The sequence below is a fragment of the Streptomyces sp. YS415 genome (assembly GCF_023544665.1).
In the GTDB taxonomy this organism is placed as follows: domain Bacteria; phylum Actinomycetota; class Actinomycetes; order Streptomycetales; family Streptomycetaceae; genus Streptomyces.
Genome location: NZ_JAMJFL010000012.1, coordinates 76,956 through 91,596, shown reverse-complemented (window position 1 = coordinate 91,596; position 14,641 = coordinate 76,956). Strand labels below are relative to the sequence as shown.

15 protein-coding genes are annotated in these 14,641 nt (G+C 72.5%); 5 read left to right on the top strand and 10 right to left on the bottom strand.

What is annotated here, in order from left to right; genetic code table 11:
- Positions 1 to 12: 12 nt before the first annotated feature.
- A complete protein-coding gene (xerC, locus tag M8H82_RS17470) occupies positions 13 to 1,257 on the top strand; it encodes a tyrosine recombinase XerC (protein WP_250074967.1) in 1,245 nt (414 codons plus the stop codon).
- Positions 1,258 to 1,347: 90 nt separating this feature from the next.
- Here xerC and M8H82_RS17465 read toward each other — a convergent pair whose 3' ends face one another.
- Both M8H82_RS17465 and M8H82_RS17460 read right to left on the bottom strand, forming a co-directional pair.
- The gene (locus tag M8H82_RS17465; RefSeq protein WP_250074965.1) at positions 1,348 to 1,758 is read right to left on the bottom strand and encodes an excalibur calcium-binding domain-containing protein; all 411 of its coding nucleotides are present in this window, start codon (positions 1,756 to 1,758) and stop codon (positions 1,348 to 1,350) included.
- A 134-nt stretch (positions 1,759 to 1,892) separates the two neighbouring features.
- Positions 1,893 to 3,053, bottom strand: coding sequence for an alkaline phosphatase PhoX (locus M8H82_RS17460; protein WP_250074963.1), 1,161 nt, complete (start codon positions 3,051 to 3,053; stop codon positions 1,893 to 1,895).
- Positions 3,054 to 3,284: 231 nt separating this feature from the next.
- Here M8H82_RS17460 and M8H82_RS17455 point away from each other — a divergent pair, with 231 nt between their 5' ends.
- Entirely contained in the window at positions 3,285 to 4,211 is a 927-nt protein-coding gene (locus M8H82_RS17455; protein ID WP_250074961.1) for an oxidoreductase, read from the top strand.
- 3 nt (positions 4,212 to 4,214) lie between these two features.
- On the opposite strand, the gene M8H82_RS17450 is transcribed toward M8H82_RS17455, so the two are convergent.
- From M8H82_RS17450 to M8H82_RS17430, 5 genes are all read right to left on the bottom strand, one after another.
- Positions 4,215 to 4,859: a LysE family translocator gene (locus M8H82_RS17450; protein ID WP_250074959.1), complete on the bottom strand. Its 645-nt coding sequence runs from the start codon at positions 4,857 to 4,859 to the stop codon at positions 4,215 to 4,217.
- A gap of 45 nt (positions 4,860 to 4,904) precedes the next feature.
- Positions 4,905 to 5,300 carry a nitrite reductase small subunit NirD gene (gene nirD, locus M8H82_RS17445; protein ID WP_250074958.1) on the bottom strand — a complete coding sequence of 132 codons (396 nt, stop codon included), beginning with the start codon at positions 5,298 to 5,300 and terminating at the stop codon, positions 4,905 to 4,907.
- Positions 5,297 to 7,891 carry a nitrite reductase large subunit NirB gene (gene nirB, locus M8H82_RS17440; RefSeq protein WP_250074957.1) on the bottom strand — a complete coding sequence of 865 codons (2,595 nt, stop codon included), beginning with the start codon at positions 7,889 to 7,891 and terminating at the stop codon, positions 5,297 to 5,299. The genes nirD and nirB overlap by 4 nt, the downstream gene beginning before the upstream one ends.
- Positions 7,891 to 9,105 (bottom strand): NAD(P)/FAD-dependent oxidoreductase, encoded by a 1,215-nt coding sequence (locus M8H82_RS17435; protein WP_250074955.1) that lies wholly within the window; start codon positions 9,103 to 9,105, stop codon positions 7,891 to 7,893. The genes nirB and M8H82_RS17435 overlap by 1 nt, the downstream gene beginning before the upstream one ends.
- A 229-nt stretch (positions 9,106 to 9,334) precedes the next feature.
- The gene (locus tag M8H82_RS17430; RefSeq protein ID WP_250074953.1) at positions 9,335 to 10,234 is read right to left on the bottom strand and encodes an NAD(P)-dependent oxidoreductase; all 900 of its coding nucleotides are present in this window, start codon (positions 10,232 to 10,234) and stop codon (positions 9,335 to 9,337) included.
- Between the two features lie 95 nt (positions 10,235 to 10,329).
- Here M8H82_RS17430 and M8H82_RS17425 point away from each other — a divergent pair, with 95 nt between their 5' ends.
- Positions 10,330 to 10,719: a helix-turn-helix domain-containing protein gene (locus M8H82_RS17425; RefSeq protein ID WP_250074951.1), complete on the top strand. Its 390-nt coding sequence runs from the start codon at positions 10,330 to 10,332 to the stop codon at positions 10,717 to 10,719.
- Here M8H82_RS17425 and M8H82_RS17420 read toward each other — a convergent pair.
- Positions 10,657 to 11,256, bottom strand: coding sequence for a class F sortase (locus M8H82_RS17420; protein ID WP_250075263.1), 600 nt, complete (start codon positions 11,254 to 11,256; stop codon positions 10,657 to 10,659). The two genes, M8H82_RS17425 and M8H82_RS17420, sit on opposite strands and share 63 nt — an antisense overlap.
- Positions 11,257 to 11,471: 215 nt before the next feature.
- Positions 11,472 to 11,999, bottom strand: a complete 528-nt coding sequence (locus tag M8H82_RS17415; RefSeq protein WP_250074949.1) for a hypothetical protein — start codon at positions 11,997 to 11,999, stop codon at positions 11,472 to 11,474.
- A 270-nt stretch (positions 12,000 to 12,269) separates the two neighbouring features.
- Between M8H82_RS17415 and M8H82_RS17410 the strand changes: the two genes are divergently transcribed.
- On the top strand, positions 12,270 to 12,854 hold the full coding sequence (locus M8H82_RS17410; RefSeq protein WP_250074946.1) for an NADPH-dependent FMN reductase: 585 nt from the start codon (positions 12,270 to 12,272) through the stop codon (positions 12,852 to 12,854).
- Between the two features lie 382 nt (positions 12,855 to 13,236).
- Here the strand turns inward: M8H82_RS17410 and M8H82_RS17405 are convergent, their stop codons facing one another.
- A complete protein-coding gene (locus M8H82_RS17405) occupies positions 13,237 to 13,686 on the bottom strand; it encodes a helix-turn-helix domain-containing protein (RefSeq protein WP_250074944.1) in 450 nt (149 codons plus the stop codon).
- 81 nt (positions 13,687 to 13,767) lie between these two features.
- Here M8H82_RS17405 and M8H82_RS17400 point away from each other — a divergent pair, with 81 nt between their 5' ends.
- Positions 13,768 to 14,640 carry an NmrA family NAD(P)-binding protein gene (locus M8H82_RS17400; protein ID WP_250074943.1) on the top strand — a complete coding sequence of 291 codons (873 nt, stop codon included), beginning with the start codon at positions 13,768 to 13,770 and terminating at the stop codon, positions 14,638 to 14,640.
- The last annotated feature ends 1 nt before the right edge of the window (position 14,641 follow it).

Below are 14,641 nucleotides of genomic sequence, written 5' to 3'. Positions count from 1 at the left end.
GGAGGGGAACTGATGGCTGACGTGTATGACCGCTGGCACCTGTCCCGACCGCCGGCCGACGCTGAGCCGTGCAAGGAGCACAGCACTAAGACCAGGACCGTGTTTCCCTCCGCTGAACATGGCGTGGGGAAGCGCTGGCAGGTTCGGTACCGGGACCCGTCGGGCGAGCAGAAGAAGGAGAACTTCGCCAAGCGCACCGCAGCCGACGCGCGGGCGGCCGAGATCACCAATGAACTGGACAAGGGTGAGTACGTCGACCGCCTCACGCGCCGCCAGACGCTCCGGGACTACGCCGAGGAGTGGCGCACCACGGCGACGCACCGCGAGAGGACGGAGTCCAACGTCGAGCGGGGGCTGCGGCTGCACGTCTACCCGCTGCTCGGTCCCCGTCAGATCGCCAGCATCAAGCGATCGGACATCAGGGCATGGGTGAAGGACCGCTCCGCCGTTCTTGCCCCGTCCAGCCTTCGAACACCGTGGAATGCCCTGTTCGGCGTGATGGCCGCAGCCCACTACGACGGCATCATCCGCGCGAACCCTTGCCACGGCATCGACCTCCCCGAGATCCGTAAGCCCGAGGTGGTTCCGCTCGACCCCGCAGTAGTGCGAGCCCTGCTGGCCGCAACCTCGTCCCGCTACCGGGCATTGATGCGCCTGGCCGCGACCACGGGCCTGCGGCAGGCCGAGTTGTTCGGACTGGAGGCTGAGCACGTTGACCTGCTGGCCGGAACGGTCGAGGTTGAGCAGCAGCTCATCGGCCCCGACAAGGGCGTGCCGTACATCGGGGAGCCGAAGACGGAGAAGAGCTACCGCACAGTGCCGCTGTCGGTGACTGCTGTGGCGGCCATCGAGGAGCACCTGAAGGCGTACCCGCTGGCCGAAGTGGAGATCGAGGACCGAACGGACCCGCGGAAGCCGAGGACCAGGAAAGCCCGGCTGCTGTTCGTGAGCGAGACGGGCAACCCCATCCGGCGAGGGTCGTGGGCGAAGCTGTGGGCGCGCCTGGTGAAGCGGGCAGACAAGCAGTTGGCCGCCAGCGAGTCGCCGCTGCGCGTTCCCGAAGGGACGACAACGCACGATCTGAGGCACTTTTATGCCTCGGTACTCATTAAGCACGGTGCGTCGGTGAAGAAAGTGCAGCGGCGCCTCGGTCACGCCAAGCCATCGATCACCTTGGATCTGTACGTGCATCTGTATGAGGACGACGAGGACACTACGGCCGCTCTCATCGATGAGGCTCTGGCGGACGTGCCCTGAAAGTGCCCTGTCCGCCCCAGGAAAGGGGAAGTTCGCAGGTAGATACCCAGAGGGCGGCACCCGTGCGGGGGTGCCGCCCCTTGGCGTGTCCTACTCCGCCCCGGCCCGGCGTCGGCGGACGGCCATCAGCACGCCCCCGCCGGCGAGGATGACGACCGCGCCGCCGCCCGCGAGGTAGGGGGTGGCGCCGTTGCCGCCGGTCGCGGCGAGGTCGGTGTCGTCGGCGGTGTCCTCGGCCCCAGCGTCGGTGGTGTCCTCGCCCGTCTCCTCGGCCGGTTCGAAGTCGGCGGGCGGCTGGTCGCAGCCGATGCCGTCCGCGTCGCGGTCCAGATGGCTGCCGTAGTGCTCGTCGCCCTCGGCGATGTTCGCGTACCCGTTGGCGTACGCCTCGGAGCAGTTCTCGAACGGGTGAGTGCCCTCGTGGGCCTGGGCGGCGCCGGCGGTCACGGCCAGCGCGAACGCGGCGGCGGCTAAGGCGGCGGGTATGCGGAACAGGTTCATGGAACCCCCCTTGGTCCGGATTTGAGGTGTTGACCGTAGTGAGGGGCGCATGGTGGCGTGGCGGTTCGACGGACCTGTGATGCAAGCGTGACGTGACCGGGCGGTAGCTCTGCGCCACCGCCCGGCCGTGGAGACTAGGCCCGGAACGGACCCGTCACCTCGTAGGTGATGCCGCCCGAGGAGCTGCCCGTCGTGCCGCGCTGGCTGGAGAAGTACAGGCGGCGGCCGTCGGGGGAGAAGGCCGGGCCGGTGATCTCCGAGCCGGACTGGCCGTCGATGCGCAGGAACGGGGCGATGACGTCGTCCGGGGTGATGACGCAGATCTCCATGGTGCCGCCGTCCTCGGCCACGAACAGGTCACCGGAGGAGGAGCCGGTGATGTTGTCGACGCCGGTGAGGGGGGCCGTGCCCGAGGTCACCAGGGAGTCGTCGTAGGCCAGCTCGTAGGTGTTGTTGAGGAGGTTGAGCTGCCAGACCCGGTTGTCGCCCTTCGTGGTGAACCACACCTTGTCGTCGGCGTAGTGGCAGCCCTCGCCGCCGTTGAAGGACTTCGAGCCGGAGACCTGGGTGCGGGTGGTGGTGGGGGAGCCGTCCGGGTCGGGGACGTTCGCCCAGCTGAAGGAGCCCGAGGTGCCGGAGCCCGCGACCATCACCTGGAGGGTGCCGGAGGAGAGGTTGCCCCAGGTGTTCGGGACGAAGCGGTAGAAGCGGCCGTTCGTCTCGTCCTCGGTGAGGTAGACGACCTTGCGGACCGGGTCGGCGGCCGCCGCCTCGTGCTTGAAGCGGCCCATCGCGTCCCGCCGCACGGCCGCGTTCACGCCCCACGGGTCCGTCTCGTAGACGTAGCCGAGGGAGACCTCCTCGCAGGACAGCCAGGTGTTCCAGGGCGTCTTGCCGCCCGCGCAGTTGGTGCGGGTGTTGGACAGGATGCGGTACGCCCCCGTGATCGCGCCGGTGGCGGAGAACTTCACCGCGCTCACCCCGCCGCCCGGGTTGATCTCCGAGTTGGAGACGTAGATCCAGCCCGTGCCGTCCGCGTAGCAGGCCCCGCCGTCGGGGGCGTTGTGCCAGGTGTACGACGTGCCGGGGACCTGCTGTCCGGACCGGGCTATCACCCGGCTGGTGAAGCCGCTGGGCAGCCGGATGCCGCGGGCGTCCGGTGCGCCGAGCGCCCCGTACGGGCCGGTGCCGGGCTGGGCGGGCGCGGCGTACGCGGCGCCGCGCCACAGGGTTCCGCCGAAGACGGCGGAGGACCCGCCGAGGACGGCCGCACGCAGGACAGTACGACGTTCCACTCTCGCTCCAAGGGAGGAGTGACCGCCCCGCCACCGGTCGGCGACGGGGGCCGTGCGCAGAGGGACGCTAGGGCGGCGGGGTTACCGTGCCCAGGGGCACCGGGTTGACAGTCCATGGACAGGTCGTGACGTTCCGCGGAGCGCGTCCTCTCGTAGGCCGAGTCGTAGGCCGGGACGGAGCCCGCGGCGGCTCGTACGCTGAAGGGAGCCCGCGGCGGAGGGAGCCCGGTCATGGCCGGCTGGAGCACCGGGGACATCCCCGACCAGAGCGGACGCGTCGCCGTGGTCACCGGCGCCAACAGCGGCATCGGGTACGTCACCGCGCGCGAGCTGGCCCGCCGGGGCGCCCGGGTGGTGCTCGCCTGCCGCAGCGAACGGCGCGGCGCCGAGGCCGGGGACCGGCTGGTGACCGAGGTGCCGGGCGCGGACGTGGAGTACGCGCGCCTCGACCTCGGGGACCTCGCCTCCGTCCGGGAGTTCGCGTCCCGTCTGCCGTACGGCCGGCTCGATCTCCTCGTCAACAACGCCGGGGTGATGGCGCTGCCGTACGGGACGACCGAGGACGGGTTCGAGCGGCAGTTCGGCGTCAACCATCTGGGGCACTTCGCGCTCACCGGGCTGCTGCTGCCGGTGCTGCTGCGGACCCCGGGGGCCCGGGTGGTGACCGTCTCCAGCCTCATGCACGCCGTGGCCGGCATCGACCTCACCGACCTCAACAGCGAGCGCCGCTACCGGCGCTGGATCGCCTACAGCCGGTCCAAGAGCGCCAATCTGCTGTTCACGCACGAGCTGGCGCGCAGGCTCGCCGCACACGGGGCGGACGTGGTGGCGGCCGCCGCCCACCCGGGGTACGCGGCGACCAACCTCCAGACGGCGGGGCCGCGGATGGCGGGCCGCCGGATCGCGGAGCGCGTCATGGGGCTCGGCAACCGCCTCGTCGCCCAGTCCGCCGACGCCGGCGCCCTGCCCACGCTGTACGCGGCCACCGCACCCGGGGTGGCGCCCGACTCCTTCACCGGCCCGTCCCTGGCGGGCTGGCGCGGCGCACCGGTACCGTCCTGGCGGGCGCCCTGGACGGTGAGTGACCCGATGGGGCAGCTCCTGTGGGCCGCCTCCGAGCGGCTGACCGGGGTGGCCTACGACGCCCTCGGCGCGTGAGGGTCAGTCCTTGCGGCCCGTCACGGCGACCGTGACACCGAGGCCGATCATGGTGATCCCGCCGGCTCCGCCCACCGCCGACAGCCGCCGGGGGGAGCGGGCGAACCAGCCGCGGGCGGTCGCCGCGACCAGTCCCCAGACACTGTCCGAGGCGAGCGCGATGACGTTGAAGACCAGGCCGAGCAGCAGCATCTGGGCCGCCACCTGGCCCGCTGCCCGGTCCACGAACTGGGGCAGCACCGCCGCGAAGAACACGATCGTCTTGGGGTTGGTCACCCCGACCGCGAACCCCTCCCAGAAGGTGCGCGCGCTGCCCGGCCCGGCGGCCGCGGCGTCCTCGGCGAACGCGGCCCGCAGCGCCCCGCGCTCCCGCCAGGCCTTGACGCCCAGGTACACGAGGTAGGCGGCGCCGGCGAGCTTGAGCGCCGTGAACACCAGCACCGAGCGCTCCACGATCGAGCCGACCCCGAACGCCACCGCCAGGACCAGCACATAGGCGCCGGCGGTGTTGCCCGCCACGGTCGTCAGTGCGGCCCGCCGGCCCTGGGCGAGGGCCCGGCCGACGACGAAGAGCACGCTGGGTCCGGGGACCACGATCAGCAGGAACGACATGGCCGCGAAGGCGAGGAGACGGTCGGTGGGCACCATGCCGCCATGGAAGCAGCGCTCGCCCCCGCTCGGCCAGCCGTTTTCTCAGGTGGTGACCCCGCTGTCGACCAGGTCGGTGCCGAGGGCTGTGCGGACCGGGTACGTCGTCACCCGTACCGACTCGTCGTCCAGGCACTGCCCGGAGGCGAGGTCGAACCGCTGCTTGAGCAGGGGGGAGGCCACGAAGGGCCGCCCCTGGTGGGTGCCGGTCAGTCCCCGGGAGAGGACGCCGGCCCCGCTGAACGGGTCGCGGTTGTCGATGGCGTACAGCGTGCCGGAGCGGTCGCGGAAGAGAGCCGCCTGGCTGCCGTCCGGCAGCAGGGCCGCCACTCCGCGGCCCGGGAGCAGCCGGCTCAGGTCGCAGACCGTGAACCAGGTGCCCTCGCGGGCGTCGAGCTGGAGCTGGACCTTGAGGTCGGTGGTCTCGGGTGCCAGGGTCATCGCTGGGCGCTTCCTTCCAGGGGGCGGCGGCCGATGGACAGCAGCGGCAGGTCGGGCTTGATCTGGTCGCGCTCGGGGACGAAGCCGACGACCGGGTCGGGGGTGTCCGGCGCGTTCACGAAGGACACGAACCGGGCCAGCTTCTCGGGGTCGTTGATGGTCTCGGCCCACTCGTCGCGGTAGTGGTCGACGTGGGCCGCCATCAGGGACTCCAGCTCCTCGCAGATGCCGAGGGAGTCCTCGACCACGACGTCGCGGACGTGGTCCAGGCCGCCCGGGATCCGCTCCAGCCAGGTCGACGTGCGCTCCAGGCGGTCGGCGGTGCGGATGTAGAACATCAGGAACCGGTCGATCAGGCGGATCAGTTCGGCGTCGGAGAGGTCCTGGGCGAGCAGGTCCGCGTGGCGCGGGGTGGCGCCGCCGTTGCCGCCGACGTAGAGGTTCCAGCCGTTGGCGGTGGCGATCACGCCGAAGTCCTTGGACTGGGCCTCGGCGCACTCGCGCTGGCAGCCCGACACCGCGGACTTCAGCTTGTGCGGCGAGCGCAGGCCGCGGTAGCGCAGCTCCAGGTCGATCGCCATCCGGACGGAGTCCTGGACGCCGTAGCGGCACCAGGTCTGCCCGACGCAGGACTTCACCGTGCGCAGCGACTTGCCGTAGGCGTGGCCGGACTCGAAGCCGGCGTCCACCAGCCGGGTCCAGATCAGCGGGAGCTGCTCGACGCGGGCGCCGAACATGTCGATGCGCTGGCCGCCGGTGATCTTCGTGTAGAGCCCGAAGTCGCGGGCGATCTCGCCGATCACGATCAGCTTCTCCGGGGTGATCTCACCGCCGGGGATGCGGGGCACGACCGAGTAGGAGCCGTTCTTCTGGAGGTTGGCGAGGAAGTGGTCGTTGGTGTCCTGCAGCGCCGCCTGCTCGCCGTCGAGGACGTACACCTCGGCGCCGATGGCGGGGGCGAGGGAGGCGATGATCGAGGCCACCGTGGGCTTGCAGATCTCGCAGCCGTCGCCGCCGCGGGCGCCGTCCCGGCCGTACCGGTCCAGCAGGTCCTGGTACTTGTTGATGCGCAGGGCGAGGACGATCTCGTAGAGCTCCTCGCGGGTCTGGGCGAAGCAGCCGCACAGGCCCTTGTCGACCTCGACGCCGGACGCCTCCAGCTCGGCGGTGACCAGCTGGCCGAGCACCTTCACGCAGCTGCCGCAGCCGGTGCCGGCCTTGGTGCACTTCTTCACCTCGGGCACGGTCGTGCACTGGTGGTCGGTGACCGCGCCGCGGATGGCGCCCTTGGAGACGTTGTGGCAGGAGCAGATGATCGCCTCGTCGGGCAGGGCGGAGGGGCCGAGCTGGGCCGGGGCGCCCGCGCCGGCCGGCAGCACCAGCGACTCGGGGGAGACCGGCGGGACCGAGCCGGTGAAGGCGCGCAGGGTGCCGTACGCCTCCGCGTCGCCGACCAGGATGCCGCCGAGCAGCGTGCCGTCGCGGCCGATGACCAGCTTCTTGTACAGCCCCGCGCGGGAGTCGGAGTAGACGACGTCCAGGCAGTCCTCGGTGGCGCCGTGCGCGTCGCCGAAGGAGGCGACGTCCACGCCGAGCAGCTTCAGCTTGGTGGACAGGTCGGCGCCGGTGAACGCTGCCTCGTCGGCGGCGATCGTGGCGGCGGCCGTCTCGGCCTGCTCGTAGCCGGGGGCGACCAGGCCGTACACCCGGCCGTCGGCGGCCAGCGCGCACTCGCCGATCGCGAACACGTGCGGGTCGTTCACCGTGCGGCACTGCTCGTCGACCGCGATGCCGCCGCGCTCGCCGACGGTGAGGCCGCAGTCGCGGGCCAGCTGGTCGCGGGGCCGGACACCGGCGCTGAACACGACCAGATCGGTGGCGAGTTCGGAGCCGTCGGAGAGCTTCATGCCGGTGACGGCGCCCTCCTCGTCGACGACGATCTCCTGCGTGCCCACACCCGTGTGCACGCTCAGGCCCATGTCCTCGATCGTGCGCAGCAGCGCCGCGCCGCCGCCCTCGTCGACCTGCACCGGCATCAGCCGCGGCGCGAACTCCACGATGTGGGAGGTCAGTCCGAGGCCCTTGAGGGCGCCGGCCGCCTCAAGGCCGAGCAGACCGCCGCCGACCACGGCACCGGTGGTCGCCTTCTTCGCGTACTCCTCGATCGCGAGCAGGTCCTCGATCGTGCGGTAGACGAAGCAGCCCTCGGCGTCCTTGTTCGGGACGGGCGGCACGAACGGGAAGGAGCCGGTGGCGAGGACGAGCGTGTCGTACGTGAAGACCTGGCCCGACCGGGCGGTGACCTTCTTCGCCGCGCGGTCGATCGTCTCGGCCGGGTCGCCGACGTACAGCTCGATCGAGTGCTTCTCGATGAACTCCATGTCCGTCATGGACAGGTCCTCGGGCGTCTTGCCCGAGAAGTACGAGGTCAGCGCGACGCGGTCATAGGCGGGACGCGGCTCCTCGCACAGCACGACCACGCGGTGGGTGGCGGTCATGCCGCGCTCGGCGAGGGCTTCGAGGAAGCGCTGGCCGACCATGCCGTGGCCGACGAGCACGATCGTGGGGGTGGCCCCCGGGGTGGCGGTCATCAGGAGCCTCCGTCGTTGGTGAGCAGATGGAGCAGGGGGGCGCCGTTCGTGGGGAGCGGCTCTGCTCCCTCCCAGGCGCGGGCGAGCGCGCCGACGGTGCCGAGTTCACCGACGAGCACCCCGCCGACCACGCGGTCGTCGCGGACGACGACCTTGCGGTACGTGCCTCGGGTGGCGTCGGTGAGCTGGACGACGTCGTCGCCCGGGAGCGCCTCGGTCTCGCCGAACGCGGCGAGGTCGAAGGCGGAGTTTCCGTGCAGCGTCAGCCGGGTCAGGGACCGGGTGCCGGTGTAGCGGGCGGCGGTGTCCCCGGCGAGCAGCTCGGCGAGCGCGTCGGCCTGTTCGAGCGCCGGGGTGGCGAGGCCGTAGAGCGTGCCGTCGTGCTGGGCGCAGTCGCCGACGGCCCGGATGTGCGGGTCGGAGGTGCGCAGTTCGTCGTCGACGAGGATGCCCTTGTGGACGGCCAGTCCGGCGTCCTTGGCGAGCCCGGCGCGCGGGTGGACCCCGCAGGCCAGCACCACCAGGTCGGCGTCGAGGGCGTATCCGTCGGCCATCTCCACCGAGCGGACCGCGCCGCCGACGCAGCGCACGTCGCGCACCCGGCACTCGGTGTGCACCTCGACGCCGAGGTCCTTCAGATGCCGCAGCACCAGCTTGGAGGCGCCCGGGTCGAGCTGGCGCTCCATGAGCCGCTCGGACTGCTGGGCGAGGACGACCTGGGCGCCGCGCACGGCGAGCGCGCGGGCCGCGGAGACACCGAGCAGCCCGCCGCCGATGACGACGGCGCGCACTCCGGGCCGTACCGCCTTGGACAGGCCCAGGCAGTCGTCCATGGTGCGGAACGCGTGCACGCCCTCGGGCAGCACATGATCCGGCGTGAACAGTCCGCGCAGCGGCGGCAGCACCGGGTTGGAGCCGGTGGCCAGGACCAGCGTGTCGTATGCGATCTTGGAGCCGTCCGCGCACTCGACGGTGCGCTCCTCCCGGTCGATGCGGGTGACCCGGGTCCGCACGAGCCCGGCCGGGGTGGGCAGCGCGATCACCTCGGGGGCGTACCGCCCGGCCAGCACCTCGGCGAGGAGGACCCGGTTGTAGGGCCGGTGCTCCTCCTCGCCGATCAGCAGCGCGGGCGTGCCGAGCTCACCGAGCCGCCGGGCGAGCCGTACGCCCGCGAGGCCGGCGCCGATCACCACCACACGCGTATTCGAGGTCATGCCATTGAGCGTGCGGTGCGGGTGTTTCCCGACCGCATCACCTCTGTTTCCCGCGGGGAACGCTGCCCTCAGCGGGGCCCGGGGCGAGGTGTGAGGGTTCCCCGGCGGCGGCCGGGCGGGGCTGTGAGAACACGGGGCCGTTCCGGTGGAACCCCGGAAGCCCTGGTGACGAGCATGGCGTACGAGCGGTGAGGGCATCAGCAAGGGCGTAAAAAGCAGCGCAGTCGGCCTAGCGCTTGTCGCCCAGCAGCAGATCGATCATCCCCGTGGTGTCCTCCTCGCCCCGGCCCTGGGCGAGCAGCCGGTCCATCAGGGCCATGTACGGCGTCAGCAGTTCCGCGCTCACGCCCTGCTCCTCGGCGGTGCGCAGCAGGGTGGCGTTGCCCGCCGCCTGCATGGCGAGGTTGGAGACGACGTTCTTCTTGTAGTCCTCGCTCTCCAGCTGGTCGGCCGTGGAGTGGACGGTGTGCGCCATCGCCGTGAGCCAGCCCTGGAGCAGCCCCGCGAACTCCTTGGGCGCGATGTCCTCCCGGCGCACCAGCGCGAAGGCGTGGAAGACCCCGGCGAACATCCCGCTCATCGCGCTGAGCAGTGCCACGTCGTGCAGCGCGGCGAACCCCGGGTCGGCGCCCACATAGGCGGTCCCGGCCGGGACGGCCAGCGTCTCGCGGTGCTCCTCGAACAGCTCCGGGGAGCCGCTGTAGAAGACGTACGCCCCGCTGTCCGGGCTGCCGATCATCGGCGGTACGGCCATGATCCCGGCGTCCAGGAAGCGCGCGCCGCGCTCCTCGGCCCAGGCGGCGCGGGCGCGGCCCTGGGCCGGGGTGCCGGTGGTGAGGTTCACCAGGTCCCGGCCGGTGAGATCGGCGCCGGCGAGGGCCTCGCCGAGGGAGTCGTCGTCGAGCAGACAGGCGATCACCAGGCGGTTGGCGGCCACCGCCCGGGCGGCGCTGCTCGCGACCAAGGCACCCTCGGCGGCCAGCGCCTCGGCTCGGGCGGGGGTGCGGTTCCAGACGGTCACCGGATGTCCGGCGGCGAGCCAGGTCCGGGCCAGGGCGGTGCCCATGGCGCCGGTGCCGAGCAGGGTGAGGGGGGGTCGCGGGGCGGGGGAGGAGGCGTTGTCAGTCATGGCGGTTAGCCTCGTAGAGGGTCAACGTCCTGCTCAAGTACGTACTTTGGAGTGGGCGCTTACCTCCGGGAAAGCATCGAGGCAGGGGGACCGACATGGCGACGGGGCGACGGCCGGGGTCGTACGTCTGCGGCATCGACGCGGCGATGGACGTGATCGGCGGCAAGTGGAAGGTGCTCATCCTGTGGGAGCTGTCGGTGCGTCCGCACCGCTTCGGGGAGCTGCGCCGCGGGCTGCCGGGGGTGACGGAGAAGGTGCTCGCCGCCCAGCTGCGGGAGCTGGAGGCGGACGGCATCGTGCACCGCGAGGAGTACTGCGAGGTGCCGCCGCGGGTGGAGTACTCGCTGACGCCGAAGGGCGTGAGCCTGAACACCGCCCTGGAACCGCTGGGCGCCTGGGGCAAGAGCAACGTCCTGGGCGCGTCAGCGGCTGCCGATGAGGTGCGCGAAGACGACGACGTTGCCCTGATAGCCCGTGGCGCGTGAGTAGCCGCCGCCGCAGGTGATCACCCGCAGCTCCGGGCGGCGGGCCGCGCCGTAGACCTTCTCGTCGGGGAACTCCCGGGCGTCGTACACCTCGACGGAGTCGACCGTGAAGACGGCGGTGCCTCCGTCGCGCCGGTCCACCTCCACCGTGCTGCCCTTGCGCAGGGCGCCCAGCCGGTAGAAGACGGCGGGGCCGTCGGCGTTGTCGACATGGCCCGCGACGATCGCGGTGCCCTGCTCGCCGGGTGTCGTCCCGGCCTCGTACCAGCCGGCCAGGTTCTTCCGCTCGGCGGGCGGGACGTCCAGGCTGCCGGCCGCGGTGAGGCCGAGGCCGGTCAAGGGGGCGTCCACCCGGATCGACGGGATGCGCACCCGCTCGGGCGGGGACGGCGGCAGCGCGGGCGCGGCGGACGGCTGCCGGCCGGCGGGGTCGGGGTGCGCCTGGGCGGCGGACGGCTGCGGCGGAGGGTGCCGCTCGGCGCCGCTGCGCAGCAGCCAGGCCCCGGAGCACAGGGCGACGACGGTGACGGCCGCTATGGCGGCGTTGCCGCACCGGTGCGGGGTGGTGCCGTACCGGCGCTCGGTGCTGCTGCGGCGGCGCTCGGTGGTGCCGTACTCGCGCGCGGCGTTGCTGTACTTGCGCACCGGAGCCTCCTGGACGGGCCCTGTTCCCCCTCCGGGCCGCGAGGGGCGTCGGACCCGGAGGGGGAGGGGACATGCGGTACCGGCGGACGGACAGCGGAGGGTGTCCGTCAGATCCCGTCGCCTCTCGCCCGGCGATGCAGGAGCCAGGTACCGCCCGCGGCGGCGACGGCGAGAGCCGCCACACCGGCCGCGGTCTGCACGGGGTCGGGGCCGAGTGCGCCGCCGACCCCCGTCTTCACACTTCCTCGCGGGTGCACCGGCTGCCGCTGCGAGGTCAGTGTCACCACCAGGTCACCCGCCACCCGCCGCCCGCCGCCGGTACAGGTCGCGGTGATCTCGTACGTCCCCGGCTGCGCGCTCGGCGGCACCCGGAACCGGCCGCTCGCGTCCTGCTCACGGCCGCCCGGAGCCAGCGTGAACGTACCGGCGCCGACCGCGCTGGCGTCGCCCGCCGCGGTACCCCCGCCGCCGCAGGCCGCGGTGTGCACCGTGACCTGTTCGCCCGGCACGACGGAGGAGGGGCGGACCTCCAGGCTCCCGGCGCCCGCGGCGTCCGCGTACGCCGGTGCGGCGACCGGCCCGGCGGTCACGACAGCGAGTGCGCTCCCGATCAGCAGACGGGCGGTACGGCGCATCGGTGCTCCCTGGGGATCAGCGGTGGGTCACTGCCCTTTCGAGGTAAGGGGCAGCGGGCCGGGCGCGCTTCCTGAGGGGACGTCAGAATTGGGGTGAATGGGTGTCAGGAACCCCGGCCGGGCCACCTGTTTACGCAGGTCAGTGCCCTTTCGTAGAGGCGCCGGGGAAGTGCGTGCGCGGCGCGTGTGAACGGGTGACCCGATCCGGCGCCGGACCGGCGCCAGGCCGGCCCTTGACCTCAACAAAGGTTGAGGTATCATGCTGTCGGCATGACTTCCGCCATGGAACCCCTGAATGTCGCCGTCGTGATCGGCAGCAACCGCCACGGCCGCTTCGGCCCCGTCGTCGCCGACTGGATCCTCGACCACGTCCAGCGCCGTGAGGACCTGACGGCCGAGGTCGTCGACGTCGCCGAGATCGCCCTGCCCACCTCCTTCGCCCGCACGCCCGAGGCGGCCGACGCCCTCACCGGCGTCACCCCGAAACTGGCCCGCGCGGACGCCTTCGTCGTCCTCACCCCCGAGTACAACCACTCCTTCCCGGCCGGCCTGAAGAACCTCATCGACTGGCACTACGCCGAGTGGCGCGCCAAGCCCGTGGCCCTCGTCTCCTACGGCGGCCTCGCGGGCGGCCTGCGCGCCGCGGAACACCTCCGGCAGGTCTTCGCCGAACTGCACGCCGTGACGGTCCGGGACACCGTGTCCTTCCACAACGCGGGCGCCTCCTTCGACGACGCCGGCCGCCTGAAGGATCCGGCCGGACCGGACGCGGCGGCCAAGACGATGCTGGACCAACTGGTGTGGTGGGGCCTCGCTTTGAGGGAGGCAAAGGAACGCAGGCCGTACGCGGCGTAGCCCTGGCCGGGCGGGGGCCGTGTTCGGGAACCGCCGGGCAGGGGGCGCCTCCGGAAACCGCCGGGCCGGGTCGGGGGTGCGTCCGGAAACCACCGAGCGGCGCGAGACCGGCCCTCGCGCCTGCGCGGGCGGCGGCGGTGGCCGCCCCGGGGCTGGCCCACTGCTCAGCCTGCGCGGGACCGAACACTTCGGCGTACTGACGCCGCTGCCGGCCTGAGCGGAGAGCGGGCGGCAGCGGCCGGGCTCGTCGCGGTCGGCTGCCGCCCCGGACGGCACGACGTCCCGGTCCCGCCGGACCCGCCCGGCCCGCTCCGGCCACTGCCGTCCCCCAGGCGGCCCGGTGCGACGGCACGGGCAGGTGACGGGGCGCGGACGTCCTCCGTCAGGAGGGTGCGGGAAGGCCGGTGCCGGGAAGGGCCGGCCTTCCCGTATGTTCGGCGTCCCACGCCGCGCGGGCCGCCGCTATCGCCGGCTTGTGGTCGCGGGACCAGTCCGCGAGGCCGGAGATCATGCCGGACAGGCTGCTGCCCATGTCGGTCAGGCGGTACTCGACCTGGGGCGGGAGGGTCGGATGGACGATCCGCTCGACCAGCCCGTCCCGGCACAGCCGTTTGGTGGTCAGCGACAGCATGCGCTGCGAGATGCCCGGTACGGCCCGCTCCAGCTCGCCGTAGCGGCGGCTGCCCTTGGCGAGTTCCACGACCACCAGGACCGTCCACCGGTCGCCGAGCCGGTCCAGCACCTCCCGGATCCCGCAGTCGTCATCGCCACACGGCCCCTCCGGGACAGGGGTGCTGAGCTGGGAACTTACGGCCGTGTTCGGGGCTGACACGAAAGTGCCTCCTTACGGACCCGCCGAACCCGGCGGATGCTCGGTGCTGTTCTCACCGGCATCAACACAAGGACTGTTCGAATGATTCTCGTGACCGGCGTTTCCGGCGCACTCGGCCGTCTGGTTTTCCAGGGCCTGTCCGCACTCGACGGACCCGAGGTGGTGGCCGGCACCCGCGGCGGCGACGGAACGACCGCCCGCCGGATCGACTTCGACGACCCGGCGAGCCTGGGCAAGGGCTTCGCCGGGGTCGACGTACTGGTGATGATCTCGGCCGGTTACGCCGAGGACGACGTCGTGCTGGCCCGCCACGGCGCGGTGGCCGACGCGGCGGCCGAGGCGGGCGTACGCCAGGTGATCTACACCAGCCTGGCGGGCTCCGGCGAGCGCACCACCCTCGCCCTGCCGCACCGCTGGACCGAAAACCGGCTGCTCCAGGGGCCGTTCGCCACCACCGTCCTGCGCAACGGCGTCTACGCCGAACTGCTCGGCGGCCTCTCGGCGGCGGGCGCCGGCGAGGCCGCCCGCAGTGGGGTCTTCTCGGCCGCGCTCGGCACGGGACGGATGTCGGTCGTGGCCAGGGCGGACCTCGCGGACGTCACCGTGCGAGTGGCGGCCGAGGCCGACCGCGCGCTCGCGGCCGGCGCCCGCAGCCCGCACGCGGGGCGGACGTACGAGCTGGAGGGCGGCACCGCGCTCGGCGGTGACGACATCGCCGCCCTGCTCGCCGAGCGGTACGGCAGGACCGTCACCTACCGGCCCGCCCCCCTCTCCGAGGCGCGTGCCGCGCTGACGGACCAGGGTTACGAGGCCTACCAGGTCACCCACACCCTGTCCCTGCTCTCCAACGCGGGAGCCGGTTTCCTGGAGTCCCGCACCTCCGACCTCCCCGGCCTGCTGGGGGCGCCGCCCCGCCCGGTGCACGACCTGGTGACGAAGGCGGCGGCGGGCTGAA